Annotated in this window: 18 protein-coding genes; 8 read left to right on the forward strand and 10 right to left on the reverse strand. The window is 66.5% G+C overall.

Going from position 1 to position 18,213, the window contains the following annotated elements; genetic code table 11:
- Positions 1-10: 10 nt before the first annotated feature.
- The 7 genes from AC1Q6E_RS00880 to AC1Q6E_RS00910 all read right to left on the reverse strand — a co-directional run bounded on the left by AC1Q6E_RS00880 (position 11) and on the right by AC1Q6E_RS00910 (position 8,346).
- On the reverse strand, positions 11-1,489 hold the full coding sequence (locus AC1Q6E_RS00880) for an aldehyde dehydrogenase (protein WP_296556205.1): 1,479 nt from the start codon (positions 1,487-1,489) through the stop codon (positions 11-13).
- Positions 1,486-3,180: a thiamine pyrophosphate-binding protein gene (locus AC1Q6E_RS00885; RefSeq protein ID WP_492572040.1), complete on the reverse strand. Its 1,695-nt coding sequence runs from the start codon at positions 3,178-3,180 to the stop codon at positions 1,486-1,488. The genes AC1Q6E_RS00880 and AC1Q6E_RS00885 overlap by 4 nt, the downstream gene beginning before the upstream one ends.
- Before the next feature lie 19 nt (positions 3,181-3,199).
- The gene (locus AC1Q6E_RS00890; protein WP_296556227.1) at positions 3,200-4,396 is read right to left on the reverse strand and encodes a M20 aminoacylase family protein; all 1,197 of its coding nucleotides are present in this window, start codon (positions 4,394-4,396) and stop codon (positions 3,200-3,202) included.
- Positions 4,397-4,428: 32 nt separating this feature from the next.
- Positions 4,429-5,196, reverse strand: a complete 768-nt coding sequence (locus AC1Q6E_RS00895) for an ABC transporter permease (RefSeq protein ID WP_296556208.1) — start codon at positions 5,194-5,196, stop codon at positions 4,429-4,431.
- 3 nt (positions 5,197-5,199) lie between these two features.
- Complete coding sequence (locus tag AC1Q6E_RS00900; RefSeq protein ID WP_296556210.1) at positions 5,200-5,955, reverse strand: ABC transporter ATP-binding protein; 756 nt, start codon at positions 5,953-5,955, stop codon at positions 5,200-5,202.
- Positions 5,952-6,938 (reverse strand): ABC transporter substrate-binding protein, encoded by a 987-nt coding sequence (locus AC1Q6E_RS00905; protein WP_296556211.1) that lies wholly within the window; start codon positions 6,936-6,938, stop codon positions 5,952-5,954. Before AC1Q6E_RS00905 ends, AC1Q6E_RS00900 begins: the two co-directional genes overlap by 4 nt.
- Before the next feature lie 124 nt (positions 6,939-7,062).
- Positions 7,063-8,346, reverse strand: coding sequence for a CapA family protein (locus AC1Q6E_RS00910; protein WP_296556213.1), 1,284 nt, complete (start codon positions 8,344-8,346; stop codon positions 7,063-7,065).
- 182 nt (positions 8,347-8,528) lie between these two features.
- Here AC1Q6E_RS00910 and AC1Q6E_RS00915 point away from each other — a divergent pair, with 182 nt between their 5' ends.
- Positions 8,529-9,428, forward strand: coding sequence for a LysR substrate-binding domain-containing protein (locus tag AC1Q6E_RS00915; RefSeq protein WP_296556214.1), 900 nt, complete (start codon positions 8,529-8,531; stop codon positions 9,426-9,428).
- Positions 9,429-9,474: 46 nt separating this feature from the next.
- On the opposite strand, the gene AC1Q6E_RS00920 is transcribed toward AC1Q6E_RS00915, so the two are convergent.
- On the reverse strand, positions 9,475-9,996 hold the full coding sequence (locus AC1Q6E_RS00920; RefSeq protein WP_296556216.1) for a cupin domain-containing protein: 522 nt from the start codon (positions 9,994-9,996) through the stop codon (positions 9,475-9,477).
- A gap of 111 nt (positions 9,997-10,107) precedes the next feature.
- On the reverse strand, positions 10,108-11,328 hold the full coding sequence (gene ftsY / locus AC1Q6E_RS00925; RefSeq protein WP_152793576.1) for a signal recognition particle-docking protein FtsY: 1,221 nt from the start codon (positions 11,326-11,328) through the stop codon (positions 10,108-10,110).
- A gap of 113 nt (positions 11,329-11,441) precedes the next feature.
- Here ftsY and rsmD point away from each other — a divergent pair, with 113 nt between their 5' ends.
- The 3 genes from rsmD to AC1Q6E_RS00940 all read left to right on the forward strand — a co-directional run bounded on the left by rsmD (position 11,442) and on the right by AC1Q6E_RS00940 (position 13,014).
- On the forward strand, positions 11,442-12,044 hold the full coding sequence (gene rsmD, locus AC1Q6E_RS00930; RefSeq protein WP_296556218.1) for a 16S rRNA (guanine(966)-N(2))-methyltransferase RsmD: 603 nt from the start codon (positions 11,442-11,444) through the stop codon (positions 12,042-12,044).
- A 178-nt stretch (positions 12,045-12,222) separates the two neighbouring features.
- Positions 12,223-12,723: a pantetheine-phosphate adenylyltransferase gene (coaD, locus tag AC1Q6E_RS00935; protein ID WP_152793963.1), complete on the forward strand. Its 501-nt coding sequence runs from the start codon at positions 12,223-12,225 to the stop codon at positions 12,721-12,723.
- Positions 12,724-12,753: 30 nt separating this feature from the next.
- The gene (locus AC1Q6E_RS00940) at positions 12,754-13,014 is read left to right on the forward strand and encodes a YfhL family 4Fe-4S dicluster ferredoxin (protein WP_152793965.1); all 261 of its coding nucleotides are present in this window, start codon (positions 12,754-12,756) and stop codon (positions 13,012-13,014) included.
- Between the two features lie 16 nt (positions 13,015-13,030).
- Here AC1Q6E_RS00940 and AC1Q6E_RS00945 read toward each other — a convergent pair whose 3' ends face one another.
- Positions 13,031-14,098: a maleylacetate reductase gene (locus AC1Q6E_RS00945; protein WP_492572188.1), complete on the reverse strand. Its 1,068-nt coding sequence runs from the start codon at positions 14,096-14,098 to the stop codon at positions 13,031-13,033.
- Between the two features lie 268 nt (positions 14,099-14,366).
- Between AC1Q6E_RS00945 and AC1Q6E_RS00950 the strand changes: the two genes are divergently transcribed.
- The 4 genes from AC1Q6E_RS00950 (at position 14,367) to AC1Q6E_RS00965 (ending at position 18,210) form a co-directional block, all read left to right on the forward strand.
- On the forward strand, positions 14,367-15,329 hold the full coding sequence (locus AC1Q6E_RS00950; RefSeq protein ID WP_296556220.1) for a VOC family protein: 963 nt from the start codon (positions 14,367-14,369) through the stop codon (positions 15,327-15,329).
- Between the two features lie 41 nt (positions 15,330-15,370).
- On the forward strand, positions 15,371-16,159 hold the full coding sequence (locus AC1Q6E_RS00955) for an alpha/beta fold hydrolase (protein WP_492572041.1): 789 nt from the start codon (positions 15,371-15,373) through the stop codon (positions 16,157-16,159).
- 75 nt (positions 16,160-16,234) lie between these two features.
- A complete protein-coding gene (locus AC1Q6E_RS00960) occupies positions 16,235-17,215 on the forward strand; it encodes a tripartite tricarboxylate transporter substrate binding protein (RefSeq protein WP_152793973.1) in 981 nt (326 codons plus the stop codon).
- A 95-nt stretch (positions 17,216-17,310) separates the two neighbouring features.
- Positions 17,311-18,210 (forward strand): LysR family transcriptional regulator, encoded by a 900-nt coding sequence (locus AC1Q6E_RS00965; protein WP_152793975.1) that lies wholly within the window; start codon positions 17,311-17,313, stop codon positions 18,208-18,210.
- Positions 18,211-18,213 lie beyond the last annotated feature (3 nt).

Below are 18,213 nucleotides of genomic sequence, written 5' to 3' on the forward strand. Positions count from 1 at the left end.
CCGCGCATGGTCAATCCGCCCAGGCGATGGGGGTCTCGTTCAATCCCCAGTACAGGCTTTTCTGATTGGTGTATTGCAGGATGCCGAGCCGCCCCTTCTCCTGACCGTAGCCGCTCATCTTCACGCCCGAGAACGGCGTGCTGATGGAGAACACCTTGTAGGTGTTGACCCAGACCGTGCCCGTCTGCAACCGGGCCCCCAGCCGCCACGCGCTCCGGAAGTCGCGCGTCCAGACGCCGGCCGCCAGCCCGTAGGGGTTGTCGTTGCACCGGGCGACCAGATCCTCTTCGTCCGACCAGGGAAGCAGTGCCAACACCGGGCCGAAGATTTCCTCGCGGCACAACCTGGCCTCGTTGGACACGCCTTCAATGACGGTGGGCAGGTAATAGCTCCCACGCGCATACGGCGCCCCCTCGGGACGCGCCCCGCCGGCCAGGAGGCGCCCGCCGTCCGCCACCCCCTCCATCACGTAGCGCTCCACCGTTTCCCGGTGGAAAAGACTGACCAGCGGCCCCACCTGCGTGCTCTCCAACGCCGGGTCGCCCACCCGCAGCCTGCGGACGCCTTCCAGCAACCGCGACTTGAAGGCGTCGTAGATACTCTCGTGCACGAAGGCCCGCGAGCCGGCGATGCATGCCTGGCCGGACGAACTGAATATCCCGTAGAGCACGCCCGCGACCGCATGGTCCAGGTCGGCGTCCGGCATGACGATCGTCGGTGACTTGCCCCCCAGTTCCAGGGACGTCGGCATGAGTTTCTCGGCGGCCAGGCGCTGTATTCCCAGGCCCACGCGGGTTCCCCCCGTGAAAGCGATGCGCTTGACCAGTGGATGGCGCACCAGCGCATCGCCCACGACCGCGCCGCGCCCCGGCAACACGCTGACGATGCCGGCGGGGATGCCCGCCTGCTCGCATATCCTGGCCAGCTCGATGGCGCAGCGGGGGGTGATCTCGGCGGGCTTGAGCACCACCGCGCAACCGGCCGCCAGCGCCGGGGCGAGCTTCTGGGCCTCGCTGGCAATGGGCGAATTCCACGGCGTGATCGCTCCGACCACGCCGAGCGGCTCGTGCAGGCTCATGGTCAAGTAGTCCCCACGTGCCGGCGTGATGGTTTCTTCCCAGGTTTCGGCGGCAGCGCCGAAGAACTGGAAGGTGCCCGCGGCGCTGGCCACCAGGGCACGGCACTCCTGAATGGGTTTGCCGTTGTCCAGCCGCTGCAATTGCGCAAGCTCTTCCGCACGATCCCGGATGCCGTTCGCCACGCGATACAAAAGCGATGCACGTTCATGGTGCCTGAGCCCGGCCCAGGACGGCCGCTGGCGCGCCTGCTCGGCCGCCTGGACCGCCTCGTCCACATCGGCCTCGGTTGCCGCGCGCAGGTGCGACACCACGCGCTGGTCATGGGGATACTCGGTGGCGTACTCCGGACCCGATCCGTCGCGCCAGCGACCACCGATCATGGCTTGCAGCCGGGAAATGGTCATACTCATGCCCGCGCCTCCTCTTGTCCTTTCGCCCTGGCCGCGGGTCGTCCGGGCGGTCCGGCGAACTTTCCGGCAAACGGTCCCCAGGCGGCCATGTCTACCTCGACCACGACGGGCCCCGGCGTCGTCAGAGCCCGCTCCAGCGCCTCGGCGGCGGCGGCGGCGGGACCATCGAGCCGGACGTGCGGCACCCCCAGGCTGCCGCACAATTGGCCGAAATCCGGCGTGTGCAGATCGACATAGCAATGACGACCGCCATAGATGTCATCCTGGATGTTCCTGATGACCCCGTAGCGGCGATCGTTCATCACGAGGAAGACGACATCCGCGCGCTCCTGCGCCGCGCAGGCCAGCTCCCCGATATTCAGCATGAATCCCCCATCCCCGCACAGCGCGAGCGTCTTGCGCCGCAACCCGAAGACCTCGTTGGCAATGGCGGCACCTATGCCCATTGCGAGGCCCTGGCCTATCCCCCCGCCCAGGGCATGGACGCCGGCGCGCGGATGATCCAGCGCCGGGGCGCGATTGCCCCACATGCTGTTGGACAGCGTGATGTCACGCACCCACCACAGGCCGCCGCGCGCCGCCCCCTCCACCGCTCGCTTGAGGGAAACGTAGGGCCCCAGCGCCCCTTCCACGGCGGCCTCCGCCGCCGCGCGCGTGCGCCGCACATCCTCCGCCAACGCCGGATCGATGCGCATGCGTCCCTCCAGCCGGTCGGCCAGCGCGTCGAGGGCCTGTGCCGCGTCGCCAAGCACGAAGTCGTCGCTGGCATAGCCCCGGTTATCGGCCAGGGGATCGGCATCGATGCGGTAGCGGGTCGCTGGCAGCCTGAGCTGGTAGTTGAGCGTCTCGTTGCTGCGCAGCCGCGATCCGACCACCACCATGGCGTCCAGCGTCTGGTAGAACTCCTCGGTGGGCGCCTGCAAGTTGTACGCTCCCAGCGAAAGCGGGTGATCCTCCGCCACGACGCCCCGGCCCTGAACGGACGTCACAACGGCAAAGCCCATCCCAGCCAGCCGCGCGGCCGCGGCCGCCGCGCCCCGGGCGCCGCCCCCCAACCACAACAGGGGCCGCCGCGCCCCGCCCAGGCGGTCCGCCACCCGGTCCAGCGCCGCCGCATCCGGAACCACCGCCTCCACGGCCAAGGGCGACAGATCCGCCGGCAGGTCCACCATCGCCTTCTGGACATCGATCGGAATTTCCACGCTGACGGGACCGCATGGCGCGGTGCGCGCCAACTGCACGGCCTTTCTCAGCGTCGCCAGGGCGGTTTCCGGATCGCGGATGCGAAAGGCATCCTTGCCCACCGACTTCAACATGGCCAACTGGGCCGGATGCTCGTGGATGTAGCCCAGGCCCCGGTCAAGGAACGGCGATTCGATCTGTCCGGTAAGGTGCAGCAAGGGCGTACCGGCGGTGAACGCCTCCACCATCGCGCCCGCCGCGTTGCCGCAGCCCGTGCCGGTGCTCGTGACGCACACGCCCAGCGATCCGCTGACCCGGGCCAGCGCGTCCGCCATGTTGCAGGCGCCGGCCTCGCCTCGGGCCGAGACGAACCGGATCTTGCCGCGCCGGTGAATGGCGTCAAGCACGGGCATGTTGTGTATGGAAATGACCCCGAAGGCGGCGCGCACGCCGCAAGCCTCCAGGAAACGCGCGGCGAGTTCGCCCACGGTGATGCGAGTACAAGTCATGATTCTGCCAAGGGAAAAGTCACGCCGGCCGGGACGCCCAGTCGTCGGCGAGATAGGTTTCGGCCAGCGCGATCCAGAAGCGGATGCCGTGCGAGAGGTTGTCATCGTTGAAGTCGTATTGAGGCGTATGGAGCCCTGCCGCCTCGCTGCCGCAGCCGTTGCCCAGCCGTACCATGGCCCCGGGGACCTGCTCCAGCATGTAGGCGAAGTCCTCGCTGCCCATCGACCGCCTGGCGCCGCGAACGACCCGGTCCTCGCCGAACAGCCGCCCGGCCACCAACGCGCCCAGGGCCGAGGCGTCGGTATCGTTCCTGACCACGGGATAGCCATGGACGTAGCGGACCTCCGCCTCGGCGCCATAGGCCTGTGCCGTGGCGTTCACCAACCCCAGGACCCGTTCCTTGATCAGGCTGCGGATCGCGGGGTCGAACGAACGGATGCTCAGGCCGAGCTGCGCGGCCTCGGGAATGACGTTCAGGGCCTCGCCGGCGTTGAACCGGCTGACGGTCACGACCGCGGCCTCCTCGGGGTCGAGATTGCGCGCCACCACCGACTGCAGGTTCATCACGATCGACGAGGCCGCCAGAATGGGATCGACGCTTTGATGCGGCCTGGCGGCATGCCCCCCCTTGCCCCGTATCGTCACGAACACCCGGTCGCCGGCGGCCAGGAATCCGCCATCCCGAAAAAGAAAGACGCCGCTCTCGACCCCGGGCAGGTTGTGGATGGCGTAGATGCGGTCGCAGGGAAAACGCTGGAACAGACCGTCGCCAAGCATGGCGGCGGCGCCGCTATCGAAGCCTCGCTCCTCGGCCGGCTGGAAGATCAGGTTCAGCACGCCGGAGAACCGCCGCGTTTCCGCCAGGCGGCGAGCGGCACCGAGCAGCATGGCGGTATGGCCGTCATGGCCGCAGGCATGCATCACGCCTGGCCTGCCGCTCGCATAGTCGAGCCCCGTCGCCTCCGTGATCGGCAATGCGTCCATGTCGGCCCGCAGCCCCAGTGCCCGCGCTCCGTCGCCATGACGCAGCCGGCCGACAACCCCGGTTCCGCCCACTCCACGGGTCACCTCGTAGCCCCACTCCTCCAGCTTCCCCGCCACGAGATCGGCGGTCGCGAACTCCTCGAAAGCCAGTTCTGGGTGGCGATGCAGGTGCCTGCGCAGCGCCTTTGCTTGGTCCACCGCGGCCTCGAATGCCGGACCGCCGTCCATCATGGCATCGATGCCTTGCGTTTCGATCATGTGGCTCATAGGCTTGTCCGTTGCTTGGCGGACTCATGCCACGGCACGAGAATCTTGCGCAGCGATCCCACGGAGAAATAGAGAAGAAAGCCGATCGTCGCCAGCAGCAGGACGACGGCGAACAAGGTGTCGACCTGCATTTCCTGGAGCTTGACCGTGGCGAGATAGCCAAGTCCGCGAGAGCCGGCCACGAACTCCGACACCACCGCGCCGATGATGGACAGCACGATCGCCATTTCCATACCGGTCAGGATGAAAGGCAGCGACGAGGGGATGACCAGCAGCCGGAACCGCTTGCGCACCAGCGCCTTGCCCACCGTGAATACCTCCGACAATCCGCTGTCCACCGACTTGGCGCCCAGGTAGCTGTTGGAGAAGACAGGGAAGAAACCCATGACGGCCGAGATCACGATCTTCGATTCGATGCCGAAACCGAACCACAGGATGAACAACGGAATCAACGCCACCTTGGGCGTCAGTTGCAGTCCCACGATAAAAGGCTTGAATATGGTGTCGAGTATCGCCACGCGGCCCAGCACCTGGCCCAGGACGGACCCCAGCACCACCGCGATGCAGAATCCGCCCAGGCATTCGAACAGCGTCGTGCGCATGTGCATGTAGGTGTCCGGCTGCTGAAGCAGGACGATCAGCGCCGTCAGGACAGCCTCGGGCGGCGGCAGCACCAGCGGCGACACCTCGAACAGCACGACGTACGATTTCCAGATGGCAAGGAAGACGACGATCGACGCCACCTGTATCAATGTTTTCTTCACGGGTCAGATCTCCAGGAGACGGCGCAACTGATCGCACAGTTGCACGTAGCGAGGATTGGAGCGCTCGCGCACATGGGGCCTGGGCAGATCCACGGTGATTTCCGCCGCGACACGGCCCGGCCTGGGAGAAAGCACCAGTACGCGATCAGCCAGTTGCACCGCTTCGTCGATCGAATGCGTGATCAGGAAGGCGGTGAACCGGCGCTCCAGCCAGATGCGTTCAGCGTCGGCAATGATTTTTTCCCGCGTCAATGCGTCCAACGCCCCAAAAGGCTCATCCAGCAGCAGCAACTCGGGCTTCGCATACATTGCTCTTGCGAACGACGTGCGCTGGCGCATGCCTCCCGATAGCTCCGACGGCATACGTTTCTCGAAGCCGTTCAACCCCACCAGCGCGCACAGATCGCGCGCGCGCTCCCTGCTGGCCTTGGAGAACTTCGCGGTCATGTGGTCGGCGAGCGCGATGTTGTCCTCGACCGTCATCCAGGGAAGCAGGCGATGCTCCTGGAACGCGACCCCGAAGTCGACAGCGCCGCCGCTATAGCGGATGCGGCCCCGGGTGGGTTGCTCCAGGCCACACAACAGCCGCAGCAACGTGGACTTGCCGCAGCCCGAAGGGCCGATGACCGCCACGAACTCCCCCTTCCCGATGGCCTGGCTGATCCCCTGCAACGCAACGGTTTCCCCCGACGCCGTATGGAAGGACTTGTGGACATCCTCGAATGTGACCAGGGCCTGGCCCGATGTGCCGGTGCTCACTTTGCCGCCTTGTTCCAGATGTCGTTGGTGTACATGGCCCGGGAAGTAGACTTGATGACCCCGGCGCCCTCCAGCAGGCGGCGGGCCTCCTCCCATTGCTTCTCGTCGTTGCGGACGACCTTGTCCACGCCATGCGTGGTCCAGAGCGGCCGGGTGGCCTTGACGTCCTGGAGCGCGACGTCGAGCTTGTCCAGCCCGGGGACGTCATACCTGGCCCGGATGCGAACCAGCGCCTCCGTCAACGCCTTGTCGTCCATGGCGGCCAGTTCGCGGGCCGCCTGCATGACGCTGCGGGTGAAAGCGACATACGGCTCGGGCGTCCTGTTCAGGTTTTCCTCGCGTGCCACGTACACGTTTCCGGGCACGTCATCGTCGATGTCCATCACATGGATGGGCATGCGCTCGGCCTGCATGCGGGCCACCGCGCTGGTGTTGGCGAAGAAACCGTGAAGCCTGCCCGCCTCGATCAGGCCGAACGTGGCCGGGCTGTAGGCCACCTTCTCCCTGCGGACGCTGGCGGGCGCGACGCGGGCCTTTGCCAACATCAGGTTCAGGCTGACTTCGGCGGTACCGCCGAACGAAGGCAGCCCGATCACCTTCCCTTCCAGGTCCTCGGTGCGGCGCAAGGGCGCCTTTGCCGCGGACACCAGCAGGAAAGGCGAGGTCTGCGCGATCGTCCCGAAGGCGATGACATCCGAATTTCCAGCAGCCCGGGCCGCCATGTAGGCATCGCCACCGGCTCGCCCGATATGGATCTGGTTGCCGGCCACCAGTTGGATGGCCTGGGCACCGCCCCGGCCCACCTCCAGGCGTACCCGCACGCCGTTGCGCCCGTATATGCCCGCCACATCCGCGTGGAATTCTGGCGCATACGCGAGCGACAGCGTACTGGGCGTCATATAAGTAAGTTCGGCGCCCGATGGCTGCCCGAATACGGGAGCGGCCAGCAGGGAGGCCCCCGCCATGCCCAACCCCGTCTGCATGAAAGTTCTGCGATCCACAATGATCCCCTTGGTCCAGTCAGTGGGTACGACTCCGAAACATCTCGTCCTTGCTTGGCCGTGCCGCATCGCACGTGCTTTTCTTTGCGTCTTTGCCCTGGCTCCCTCAATCCAGCACCAGCCGGCCCAGGCCACCCTCGATGTGCAGGCGCGTTCCGTAGGGCTCGCACAGCGCCTCGAAATCGCGCAGGATGTCCTCGTCCGGGACCAGGACCGGCGTCCCCCGCCGCCATCGCGGCTCGCCGGGACCCAGCGACACCGGATGCAGGGTCAGCGCTTCCAACCGGCCCTCCGCCATCGTCCAGCGCGGTAGCACCGCTCTCCAGACCTCGGGGTTCGTGGCCAGGCCCCTGCGGCCATGGTCCGACCGTGCGTCGAATGCCTCCTGGGTCGACGCACGCTCGTCCAGTCCGTATTTCTCATAGAAATCGGCGGGCAGCGACGCGACGGTTTCATTCTGGAAAATGAAATTCCCGAGGCTGTAGAAAATAGGGCAGCCGTTATATATTTCGAGCCCCCGCATGACGTGGGGACCATGGCACAAAATGGCATGCGCGCCCGCGTCGATATATTCATGAGCGGCCTCCCTTAGAAACCCGGCCGGAGCGCGTTTATCTCCCCGCTGCATTTCATGGGAATGAATGCTGACGAGCACATAATCGGCCTGGGCACGTGCATCGCGTATTCCCGCCAGGGTCCTGTTCATGTCCCTGGCGTCTGGCCGGCTGACGGGCCCGGGCGCCGGACCGGCCTTGAACCGGATTCCTCCGAATACATGGTCCACCCCCTCGGCGGCCAGGGAAAAACCCTCCTTGATTCGCAGGGACTCGTGGTCATTGATGCCGGTAGCCAGGGCAATGGACCGCAGGCATTCGATTTCTGGCGCCGGCAGGGTATAAACCGTCCGGTGCCGCAGCGGATTGATACCTGGCCGCCCCCGCATGTCCGTCCGCTGCGCCCCTGCCGCGGCCGACTCGTGGAAGGTGGAGGCCATCGAGATCAGCCCTGCCCTGCCGGCGGCCGTCTCTACGAAACAGGCCCTGCTGGCCTGGGCAAGATCGGCCCCGATTCCCGCGTAGGCCAAGCCGGCATTCTTCAACGCCGCGACCGTATCCAGCAGGCCTCTCTCGCCAAAATCCAGGGCATGATTGGTAGCGGCGGCGACGATATTGAATCCATAGCTGGCCAATATGTCTGCGTGGCATTCCGAAGTACGGGCCCAGGTGCCACCGCTGACAGCCGCGGGACTGGCGTCGGCCGACGCGAAAGTCGTTTCCAGATTGCAGAAACACACATCCGCCCCTCGCATGAACTGCTGCAGATCTCGAAATGCCTGATCGGGAAACACTTCCCGATTGACGAAAACATCGCCCGCGGCAACGAAGGTCATTTTTCCCATTTTCCCATGGGTATTATTTTTCAAAACCAGCCCCCGCCATTTATAAAACCACCGAAAACCGGACTATTAACTCCGGCCTCAGGATTCATTGTTGAATATTGACGGGATCAGTATACTGACGTGAAATATCGACGTCGCATGCGTTTTTTTTGCAGAAACCATTCCGTTTTCGCATGAAATATTCCCTGGGCCGCCACCTGCCTTCCACCATCAATCTGATAGCCCTGGTCACCGTGGCCCGGACGGGCAACGTCACGCGCGCCGCCCAGGAGTTGTTCCTGACGCAGAGCGCAGTCAGCAGGCAGATCAAGGACCTGGAGGAGTTCGTGGGGCGGCCCCTGTTCAGGAGAAGCAGGGGTGAGCTCTCCCTGACAGCGGAGGGTCGCCGCTATGTCGAACAGATCGAGGCACTGCTGAACCAGATCGAAGAGGCCACGCTCGGACTGAGCACCTCGACCGACACGAATGCGCACGTCACCGTTTCCAGCCAGGCGACGCTTGCCGTCAAATGGCTATTGCCGCGCCTGGCGGATTTTGGAAAACAGCATCCGGACATCATCATCGATGTGGAAACCCATGTCGGACAGATCGACATGAAGCGTGTGCGCGCCGATATGCTGATTATTTTCAGGGAGCACGCCGAACCGGGCTGGACGCTGGACCGATTGGCCAGCGGCGGAGGTTATCCCGTCTGCGCCCCCTCGTTGCTGGAAACCACGGACAAGCGGGGAATCGAAGCGCTTGCCGTATTGCCGCTGCTGCACCAGGGATCCAGCACGGGAGGCTGGGTGGAATATCTCGAAAGCCTTGGCCAGCCCGGTCTGCGGGCTCGGCCGGGACCTACCTATTCCCTGCTGACCATGGGCCTGCAGGCGGCTCTTGCGGGGATGGGAATCGCCATCCTGCCCGATTTCGTCGTCCAGGAAGATCTGAATGCGGGCAGGCTGGTCAAGGTCCACGGCGTCCCGTTGGTCAAACGGGGTTCGTATGTGCTGATGATCAGGGAATATGCGCGCGGCGCGCCCGCCATCGAACGCCTGCGGGAATGGCTGCTGGGCACCACGGCCCTGTAGCCCGTGGGCGCGCAAGGCACGGCCCCGGGGCGGCCGCACGACGACGTCATTTCTTCCCGTGCAACTCGTGGCCGGGCGGATACGTGGGGCGCACTGGGCGCGGCGCGCCGATGACGACGACGAAGTGGCTTTCCTCGTCCGTTTCGGAAACAATGGACCGATAAACCCCGGGCGGAACCGAGATCAGGTCGCCTTCCTGAAGAAGGGTTTCAGCGCGCATACCGTCGTGCTCGATGACGAACCGTGCCTTGCCCCGGGTCAGGTAGAAAACCTCCTCCACATCCACATGCAGGTGCGGGGGAAACTCATGGCCCGCCGGCAATAACATGGTCGTGAATGTGAAATGCTCGGGATCCAGGCTTTTTGAATCCGCCGTCGCTCCCGCGGCCCCGAATCCGATATATCGCATTTGCGCGCGCGAATATTTCGGATTGATATCGGCCTGGAATTTCAATACCCCCCAGTCGTAGGCCAGGCTGCTTTTGCGAACGACGCGCAACGCCAGCAGGCTTTCCAGCGTGTGCCCCTCCGGCAAGGGACATGGGGAAGTCGTATCATAATCTTGCATACCCGGCTCTCTACTTCGTCCTAAAGAGCAAAGTGTAGATATGCCACAGCCCCGTCACCCAATGAATTAATTTCCAGGACGGTATTCCCTTTTTTCATCACCGGGCCGGGCCTAGTTGCCCAGCAGCGCCCCGGCGAACTCGTCCGCCACGAAAGGCTGCAGGTCGTCGATCCCCTCGCCCACGCCTATCCAGTACACCGGCACCGGCCGCACGCCCTGCGCGCCGGCCGCCACCGCGGCCAGGATGCCGCCCTTGGCGGTGCCGTCCAGCTTGGTCACGATCAGGCCCGTCAGGCCCAGGGCCTGGTCGAAGGCCTTGATCTGCGCCAGCGCGTTCTGACCCGTGTTGCCGTCTATCACCAGCAGCACCTCGTGCGGGGCCGAGGCGTCGGCCTTGGCGATCACACGCTTGATCTTCTTGACCTCTTCCATCAGGTTCAACTGCGTGGGCAGGCGGCCGGCGGTATCGACCATCACCACGCCCATGCCCCGCGCCTGGCCGGACTTGACCGCGTCGAAGGCGACGGCGGCGGGATCGCCACCCTCCTGGGCAATGACCGTGACGTCGTTGCGGCGGCCCCACTCCACCAATTGCTCGCGCGCGGCGGCGCGGAAGGTGTCGCCCGCGGCCAGCAGCACGTGACGGCCCTGTTGCTGGAAGGTGCGCGCCAGCTTGCCGATGGAGGTGGTCTTGCCGGCCCCGTTCACGCCCGCGATCATGGTCACGATGGGCGCGGGGCGGTCCAGGTCGAACCGGCGCTCCAGCGGCCGCAGGTGCTCGGCCAGCAGCTCACGCAGCACCCGGCGCACGCTGTCGCCGTCCTCGATGCGTTCCTGCCGCACACGCTCGCGCAGTCCCTTGAGCAGCGATTGCGCCGCATCCACGCCGGTATCGGCCATGATGAGCGCGGTTTCCAGTTCCTCGAACAGATCTTCGTCGACCTTCACGCCCACGAACAGCGTGGTCAGGCTCTGGCCGGTGCGCGACAGGCCGGTCTTCAGGCGCGCCAGCCACGACGATTTGGCGGGCGGGGCCGCCTGGGGAACCGGCGGCATCGACGGCGGCTGGATCGGCGCGGCGGGGGCCGCCACGGCGGGCACCGCCGGCTCCGGGGAGACCGGCCGTGCATCCGCCACGCTGTCCGCCAGGCCGGCGGGCACCGCATCCCGGCCGGGATCGGCCTGGGGCGCCACGGGCCGGTCCACTACGGGCGCATCGGGCCGCTCCGCCACGCCCGGCACGGGAGCAGGAACTGGCGCGACCTCCGGCTCCTGGACACGGTCCTGCTCGGGTGGGGGCGAAGGGGCCTTCTTCTTGAAGAAACTGAACATGGAAACCTGTATGCTGAAACGGCCTGCGGCATCATCGGGACAACGGGCCGCGGCCCGTCCGGCGGACACATGGCCGCCGGCTATAGAATCTGGGATTCTACCGGTCCATCGCCATGCCCTCATCCCGCCCTCCCGCCACCCGCTCCCACCGCTCCGCCCCCCACAAGGTCCGCATCATCGGCGGCCGCTACAAACGCACCCCGCTGCCCGTCCTGGACCTGCCCGGCCTGCGCCCCACGCCGGACCGTGTGCGCGAGACGCTGTTCAACTGGCTCAACCACCTGTGGGCCGGCGAATTCGCCGGCAAGACCGTGCTCGACGCCTTCGCCGGCTCTGGCGCGCTGGGCTTCGAGGCCGCCTCCCGCGGCGTGGCCGAGGCGGTGCTGGTGGAAACCGACCGCAAGGCAACGGCTTCCCTGGAGGCATTGCGCGCGCGCCTGGGCGCCGACAATGTCAGCATCGTGACCGGCGACGCCCGTACCTACCTGTCGCGCACGGCCTCCCGCTTCGACCTCGTGCTGCTGGATCCGCCATTCGGGCAAGACTGGCTGGACCGCGTCCTGCCATCAGCATTGCGAGCGCTCACTAACGACGGAATGCTCTATATTGAAGCCGAAGCGCCTGTCCTGGCCCCGCCCGGAACCGAATTGCTGCGGCAGGACAAGGCAGGCGCGGTACATTTCCAGTTGCTGCGCGCCCACCCGGAAGCCGCGTAGCGCCTGGAAACGTCTGATACGCGTCATTGCCAATTTGCTGCGCCGCGCAAATAAGGAAATAATCACATCATCCGGTAACCGGATGCCGGCCCCCTAGAACGCCGGACGACTCGTCCCCGCCATCCGGCCGGGACCGAAGAGGCTGACGCCCATCAATAGAGAAATACGGAGCCTACGCATGATCATTGCCGTATACCCTGGCACCTTCGACCCGATGACCCGCGGCCACGAGGATCTCGTCCGCCGCGCGGCCGGGCTGTTCGACAAGGTGGTGGTGGGGGTGGCGGTCAGCCGCAACAAGGCCCCCTTCTTCACGGTCAGCGAACGGGTCGAGATCGCCCGCGAGATCCTGGGCCACTATCCCAACGTCCAGGTGGCCAGCTTTTCCGGACTGCTGAAAGACTTCGTGCGCGAGCAGAATGCCCGAGTCATCGTGCGCGGACTGCGCGCGGTCTCGGACTTCGAATACGAGTTCCAGATGGCGGGAATGAACCGATACCTGCTGCCGGATGTCGAAACCATGTTCCTGACGCCGTCCGACCAGTATCAGTTCATCTCGGGCACCATCGTGCGTGAGATCGCCCAGTTGGGCGGCGATGTCAGCAAGTTCGTGTTCCCGTCCGTCGAGCGCTGGCTGCACGCCAAGGTCGCGCAACTGGGCGGCCGCGACGGCACCTGAGTCCCCCAAGGCAGCAAGGAAGTCCCCACCATGGCTCTGCTGATTACCGACGAATGCATCAACTGCGACGTCTGTGAGCCCGAGTGCCCCAACGATGCCATCTACCTGGGCGTGGAGATCTACGAGATCGACCCCGCCCGCTGCACCGAGTGCGTCGGCCACCACGACGAGCCCCAGTGCAAGGTCGTCTGTCCGGTCGAGTGCATCGAGCTCAATCCCGAATGGCCGGAAGACCGCGATCAGTTGATGGGCAAATACCGCAGGCTGACGGTACATCCCGTGGTGGAATGACCGCCGGCCGGCGCGCTTACGGCATCGGCGCCGGCGTGCCGCCCTCGTAGGCCTGCTGCAGCAGCATCCGGATCGCCGCCCGCTCCAGCAGACGCGGGTTCGGATAAGGCTGGCTCACCGCCAGGTCCGCGATCCGGTCCAGTTGCGGCGCCCGCACCCCCAGTTCCCCGAGCCCCTTGGGCACGCCCAGCGTCCGGCCCAGCGCATGCAGCCCGGCGGCGGCGTCCGGCACATCCAGCGCCCGGCGGATCGCCGCCATGGCGGCGGGAGCGGCCGGCGCGTTATAGGCGGTCGCATAGGGCAGCACGATGGCGTGGGTCTCGGCATGGGGAAGATTCAGGCTGCCCCCCAGCACATGGCAAAGCTTGTGATGCAAGGCCATCGACGCGACGTTGAGCGACATGCCCGCGAGCCACGCTCCGTACAGGCAGCGCTCGCGTCCCGGCAGCGCCCCCGGTTCGCGCAGCACCTCGGGCAGCCCATGCGCCAGGGCGCCGATCGCCTCCTCGGCCATGAGCGACACCACGGGGTTCCCGTCCGCCGCGTACAGCGCCTCGACACAGTGCGCGATCGCGTTCAGGCCGCTGCTGGCCGACAGCGGCGCGGGCAGGCTGCGCGTCAGCGCGGGATCGTACAGCACGGTGGCCGGCAACACCCGGTCGTCGCGGCCCGTGCGCTTTTCTCCTTCATCGGTCAGCCCGTAGATGGACGTCATCTCCGACCCGGCATAGGTGGTGGGAATGGCGAGGATGCGCAGCGGCAGTTCGAGCGCCATGGCCTTCGCCAGGCCGGTCGCCGAGCCGCCGCCCAGCGCGACCAGGCCGTCCGCGTCCGCTGCGCGGGCCCGGGCCACCGCCGCCCCGACGACCGCCACCGGCACGTGCATGACCGCTTCGGCGAACACCGACGGCCGCGCGTCGCCCAGGTTTGCGGCCACGGCTCGCGCGTCGGCCGCCTGCTCCGGCGTGCACAGGATCAGCGGTCGCTTCATGCCCAGCATCTCCAGTTCGCGTCCCAGGTGGCGCAGGCTGCCTGCCCCGAACACCACGCGCGCCGGCGCGCTGCGATAAACGAAGGCGGCGATGCCTTCGGGCGGATTCCTGCGACCTTGCATGACGGCTCTCCCTTGATGTCCGGCGGACATGGTAGGGACGCCGGCCCCGCCGGGTCGATAGCGGAACCCTTATGCATCCGATGCGAAAACGGCATGCGGCGCGCCATCGGGTGGCCCGGCCTTGTATGCCGATTTCGCATGCGGCGCATCGCGAAACCGGTATGGTGCCCCGCGATGCGCTGCCGGATACTGCCCCGGCGCCTGTCGTGAGGAGGCGCGGCACCACACAGGAGACGACATGACCGAACGCTCTGGCTCGATACAGGGCCTGCATCACATCACGCTGTGCACCGCCACGGCGCAAGGCGATGTGGATTTCTTCGTAAAAGTGATGGGGCAGCGCTTCATCAAGCAGACGCTGTTCTATGACGGCAAGATCCCCATTTATCACTTGTACTTCAGCGATGCCGACGGCACGCCGGGCACGGTCATGACGACCTTCCCGATGCGCCGAACCGGGCTCGTGGGCCGCAAGGGCTCGGGGCAATTCACCGCGATCGCGTATTCGGTCCCGCCGGGTTCGCTCGATTTCTGGCGCGAGCATTTCCGCCGCAACGGCATCGCCATCGCCGGCGAATCGGAACGCTTCGGCGAAAAGTACCTGCGCGTGGTCCACGCCGGCATCGATTTCGAAGTGGTCGAGGACCCGGCCGACCCGCGCAAGCCCTGGAAGTCCGACTACGTCCCGGAGCGGTATGCCGTGCGCGGCTTCCACAACTGGACCGTGACCGTGCGCGAGCAGGAGGACATGGATGCCTTCATGCACGAGGCCTGGAGCTTCCGCCGCACGCTGTCCGACGGACTCTTCACGCGCTACGAGGTTGCCGGGGGCGGCGGCGGCAAGCGCATCGACATCCTGCATGCGCCCGACCTGCGCCAGGGAACGTGGACAGTGGCCGAGGGCATCGTCCACCACGGAGCCTTCGACGTGCCCGACTACGACACGCAGATGCGGGTCAAGCTCGAAACCGAGGGCATGGGTTTCACCGATTTCTCGGACCGCAAGAACCGCGGCTACTTCGAGTCCACGTACGTGCGGACCCCCGGCGGCGCGATGTTCGAAGCCACCAAGTCGCTGGGATTCAAGATGGACGAGACCGAGGAAGAGCTCGGCACCGACCTGAAGATCTCCCCGCAGTTCGACGTCTCGCACGAAGAGCTCAAGGCCTTCATGCAGAAGGAAGACCCCATCCACCTTTGAGTTCCATCGCGGACTCGATTCCCACCCTAGAAGACGCCGCCATGAATACATTCACCACCTTCGGCACCGGCCCCCGGAAAGTGCTGGTCCTGCCGGGACTGTTCGGCGCCCGGCCGCTCGAACCCATGCTCGCGATGGCCGACGGCGACGCATGCCAGTACGTCGTCATGGACTACCGCGGCTACGGCGCCTCGCGTGCCCTGCCCGGCCTGTGCCACCTGCGCGAAGTCGTCATCGACGCCATCCGTCTGCTGGACTACCTGGGCTGGACGCATGCCCACGTGCTCGGCCATTCGATGGGCGCGCTGGCCGCGCAGATGCTGGCGGTGGCCGCGCCCCGGCGCATCCGCTCCATCGTCTCGCTGGCGGGGCTGGGCGCCCAGGGCGCCTCCCGCGAACCCGCCCATCGGCGCCTGATGAGCGAAGCCGCGCACGACCTGGCCAAGCGCGCCGCCGTCATCGACAACGGCACGGGCAAGCGCTACGGCGCCGCGCAGGTCCGGCTGCTGGCCGAGGCGTCCTGGGACGCGATGAAACCCGAGGCCTTCGCCGCCTATGCCGCGGACGCGGCCGCCACCGACATCCAGCGCGAAGTCGACGGCAGCGCCGTGCCCTTCCATGCCATCGTGGGCGCGCACGATCCCGCCGCGAGCGAGAAGGCCGCGCGGGAAACCAGCCTGCGCTGGTACCGCGACAGCAGCCTGTCGGTCCTGGCCGGCGCCGGCCACTACCCTTCGATCGAAACACCGCTGCAAGCCATCGCGGCGATCGAGTCCTTCCTGCGCGAGGCCGAATCGGCCGCGCGCGAGAAAGAGAAACTGGCGGCCTGACCCAGGCACCCGACGCCGCCGCCGGGCATCCCGCCCGGCCGGCGGCCGACCCCATAATCAGAACGGAGACACACCATGCATGCGCGCTTGCCGCGGGCCTTCGCCCGCCTGCTTCTCTTCGCCCCGGCACTCGTCTCGGCGGCCGAGGCATCCTCCTATCCCACCCGGCCGCTGCATCTGGTGGTCCCCTTCACCAGCGGTGGCATCGCCGACATCATGAGCCGCGTGCTGGCGGAGCGGCTCAAGGACGCCCTGGGCCAGCCCGTGATCGTGGAGAACCGCCCGGGCGCCGGCACGCTGCTCGCCTCCGAGTACGTGCAGCGCGCCGACGCGGACGGCTACACGCTGATGATGGCGGCCTCGTCCCTGACGATCGCGCCCAGCGTCTATCCCAAGGGACGGGTGAAGTACGACCCCGAGCGGGACTTCACGCCGATCTCGCTGGTGGCCGAGGTGCCGCAGGTCCTGGTCGTGTCCCCGTCCCTGCCCGTCGGCAACGTGGCCGAGCTCATCCGCTACGCGCAGAAACATCCCGGGCAGCTCAATTACGCCTCCGCCGGCGCGGGTACCTCGAACCATCTGGGTGCGGAACACTTCAAGCAGATGGCCCATATCAGCATCACCCATGTCCCGTACAAGGGCACCGTGCCCGGGCTGAACGACGTCATGACGGGCAACGTGCAGATGATGTTCGCCGACCTCGCCGCGGCGGATCCGTTCATCCAGGCGGGCAGGCTCAAGGCCCTGGGCCTTACCAACGCCAAGCCCTCGGCCGCGCGCCCCGAACTGCCGACCATCGCCCAGGCCGGCGTGCCGGACTACGACAGCAAGTCCTGGCTGGGCGTCGTGGCGCCCGCCGGCACGCCCCCGGCCATCGTGGCCCGGCTCAACGCCGGCATCGTCAAGGTCCTCGCGCAGCCCGAGGTCAAGCGCCGTTTCCAGGCCCTGAACGTCGACGTCGCGCCGAGTTCGCCGGAAGAATTCAGGCACTACATCTCGGCCGATACGGCGCGGTGGGCCCGGATCGCGAAAGAGACCGGCGCCTCGGTCGACTAGCCGCGCCTTGACGCTCCCTAGCCGGCTGGACAGAATGAACGGCCATTGACCTATCCTGGCACCCGCCCGCGGCGGGAGCCACCGGAGGACCAAGCGTGCGCTCCCTCGATCTCCGATTGCTAGCCGTGTTCGACGCCATCCTGCGCGAGAAGAGCGTGACCGTGGCCGGCGAGAGCCTGGGCCTGAGCCAGCCGGTGATGAGCCAGTCGCTCAGCCGCCTGCGCGACTACTTCGGCGATCAGTTGTTCGTCCGTACGTCCGAAGGCATGATGCCCACGCCGCGCGCGCTGTCGCTCGCATCCAGCGTGGGCGAGGTGCTGGGCATCGTCAGCCAGCGCTTCGAGCCGCCCCAGGCCTTCGACCCCTGTACCTCGTCGCGCACCTTCAGCTTCTTCGCCACCGACTTCGCCGCCGCCATCCTGGTCCCCAGCCTGATGGCCCGTTTCCGGCCGCACAGCCCCAACCTGCGGGTACGCGCCCTGCCCATGCGGCCCAAAGGCATGGACGAGGCGCTGGAAAGCGGCGAAGTCGACCTCGCCTTCGGCAACCTGTCGGAATTCGGAACCGGCTTCTACCAGACCGGCATCTACCACTCCGACTACGTCTGCCTGGCGCGCGGCGACCATCCCGAGATCCGGAGAGCCCTGACCGTCCAGCAATACCTGTCGGCCTCGCACGCGCTCATCTCGCCCCTGCCACCGGGCTACGACGGCCTGGAGAAATTCCTGCGCGACATGCTCGACCCCGCCCGCATCGTCCTGTGCCTGCCCAATTTCTTCACCGTGCTGACATTCCTGCCGCAATCGGACATGCTGGTGACCATGCCGCGCCGCGCGGGCACCACCGCCGCCCGCATCATCGGGGCCCAAGTGCTGGAACTGCCGGTCAAGATCCCGGGCTTCGACGTCAAGCTGTTCTGGCATGAACGCTTCCACAAGGACCTGGCCAACCAGTGGTTCCGCAACCAGGTCCGGGAAGCGTTCAACGACCGCTGATTG

The organism is Pigmentiphaga sp. MLSB6-MA01, assembly GCF_058793475.1.

Excerpts from the sequence above, each read along its gene's own strand:
- AC1Q6E_RS00880 (WP_296556205.1), bottom strand. The coding sequence starts at position 1,489 with ATGAGTATGACCATTTCCCGGCTGCAAGCCATGATCGGTGGTCGCTGG.
- AC1Q6E_RS00885 (WP_492572040.1), bottom strand. The coding sequence starts at position 3,180 with ATGACTTGTACTCGCATCACCGTGGGCGAACTCGCCGCGCGTTTCCTG.
- AC1Q6E_RS00890 (WP_296556227.1), bottom strand. The coding sequence starts at position 4,396 with ATGATGGACGGCGGTCCGGCATTCGAGGCCGCGGTGGACCAAGCAAAG.
- AC1Q6E_RS00905 (WP_296556211.1), bottom strand. The coding sequence starts at position 6,938 with ATGCAGACGGGGTTGGGCATGGCGGGGGCCTCCCTGCTGGCCGCTCCC.
- AC1Q6E_RS00910 (WP_296556213.1), bottom strand. The coding sequence starts at position 8,346 with ATGACCTTCGTTGCCGCGGGCGATGTTTTCGTCAATCGGGAAGTGTTT.
- AC1Q6E_RS00915 (WP_296556214.1), top strand. The coding sequence starts at position 8,529 with ATGAAATATTCCCTGGGCCGCCACCTGCCTTCCACCATCAATCTGATA.
- AC1Q6E_RS00920 (WP_296556216.1), bottom strand. The coding sequence starts at position 9,996 with ATGCAAGATTATGATACGACTTCCCCATGTCCCTTGCCGGAGGGGCAC.
- ftsY (WP_152793576.1), bottom strand. The coding sequence starts at position 11,328 with ATGTTCAGTTTCTTCAAGAAGAAGGCCCCTTCGCCCCCACCCGAGCAG.
- rsmD (WP_296556218.1), top strand. The coding sequence starts at position 11,442 with ATGCCCTCATCCCGCCCTCCCGCCACCCGCTCCCACCGCTCCGCCCCC.
- coaD (WP_152793963.1), top strand. The coding sequence starts at position 12,223 with ATGATCATTGCCGTATACCCTGGCACCTTCGACCCGATGACCCGCGGC.
- AC1Q6E_RS00940 (WP_152793965.1), top strand. The coding sequence starts at position 12,754 with ATGGCTCTGCTGATTACCGACGAATGCATCAACTGCGACGTCTGTGAG.
- AC1Q6E_RS00950 (WP_296556220.1), top strand. The coding sequence starts at position 14,367 with ATGACCGAACGCTCTGGCTCGATACAGGGCCTGCATCACATCACGCTG.
- AC1Q6E_RS00955 (WP_492572041.1), top strand. The coding sequence starts at position 15,371 with ATGAATACATTCACCACCTTCGGCACCGGCCCCCGGAAAGTGCTGGTC.
- AC1Q6E_RS00960 (WP_152793973.1), top strand. The coding sequence starts at position 16,235 with ATGCATGCGCGCTTGCCGCGGGCCTTCGCCCGCCTGCTTCTCTTCGCC.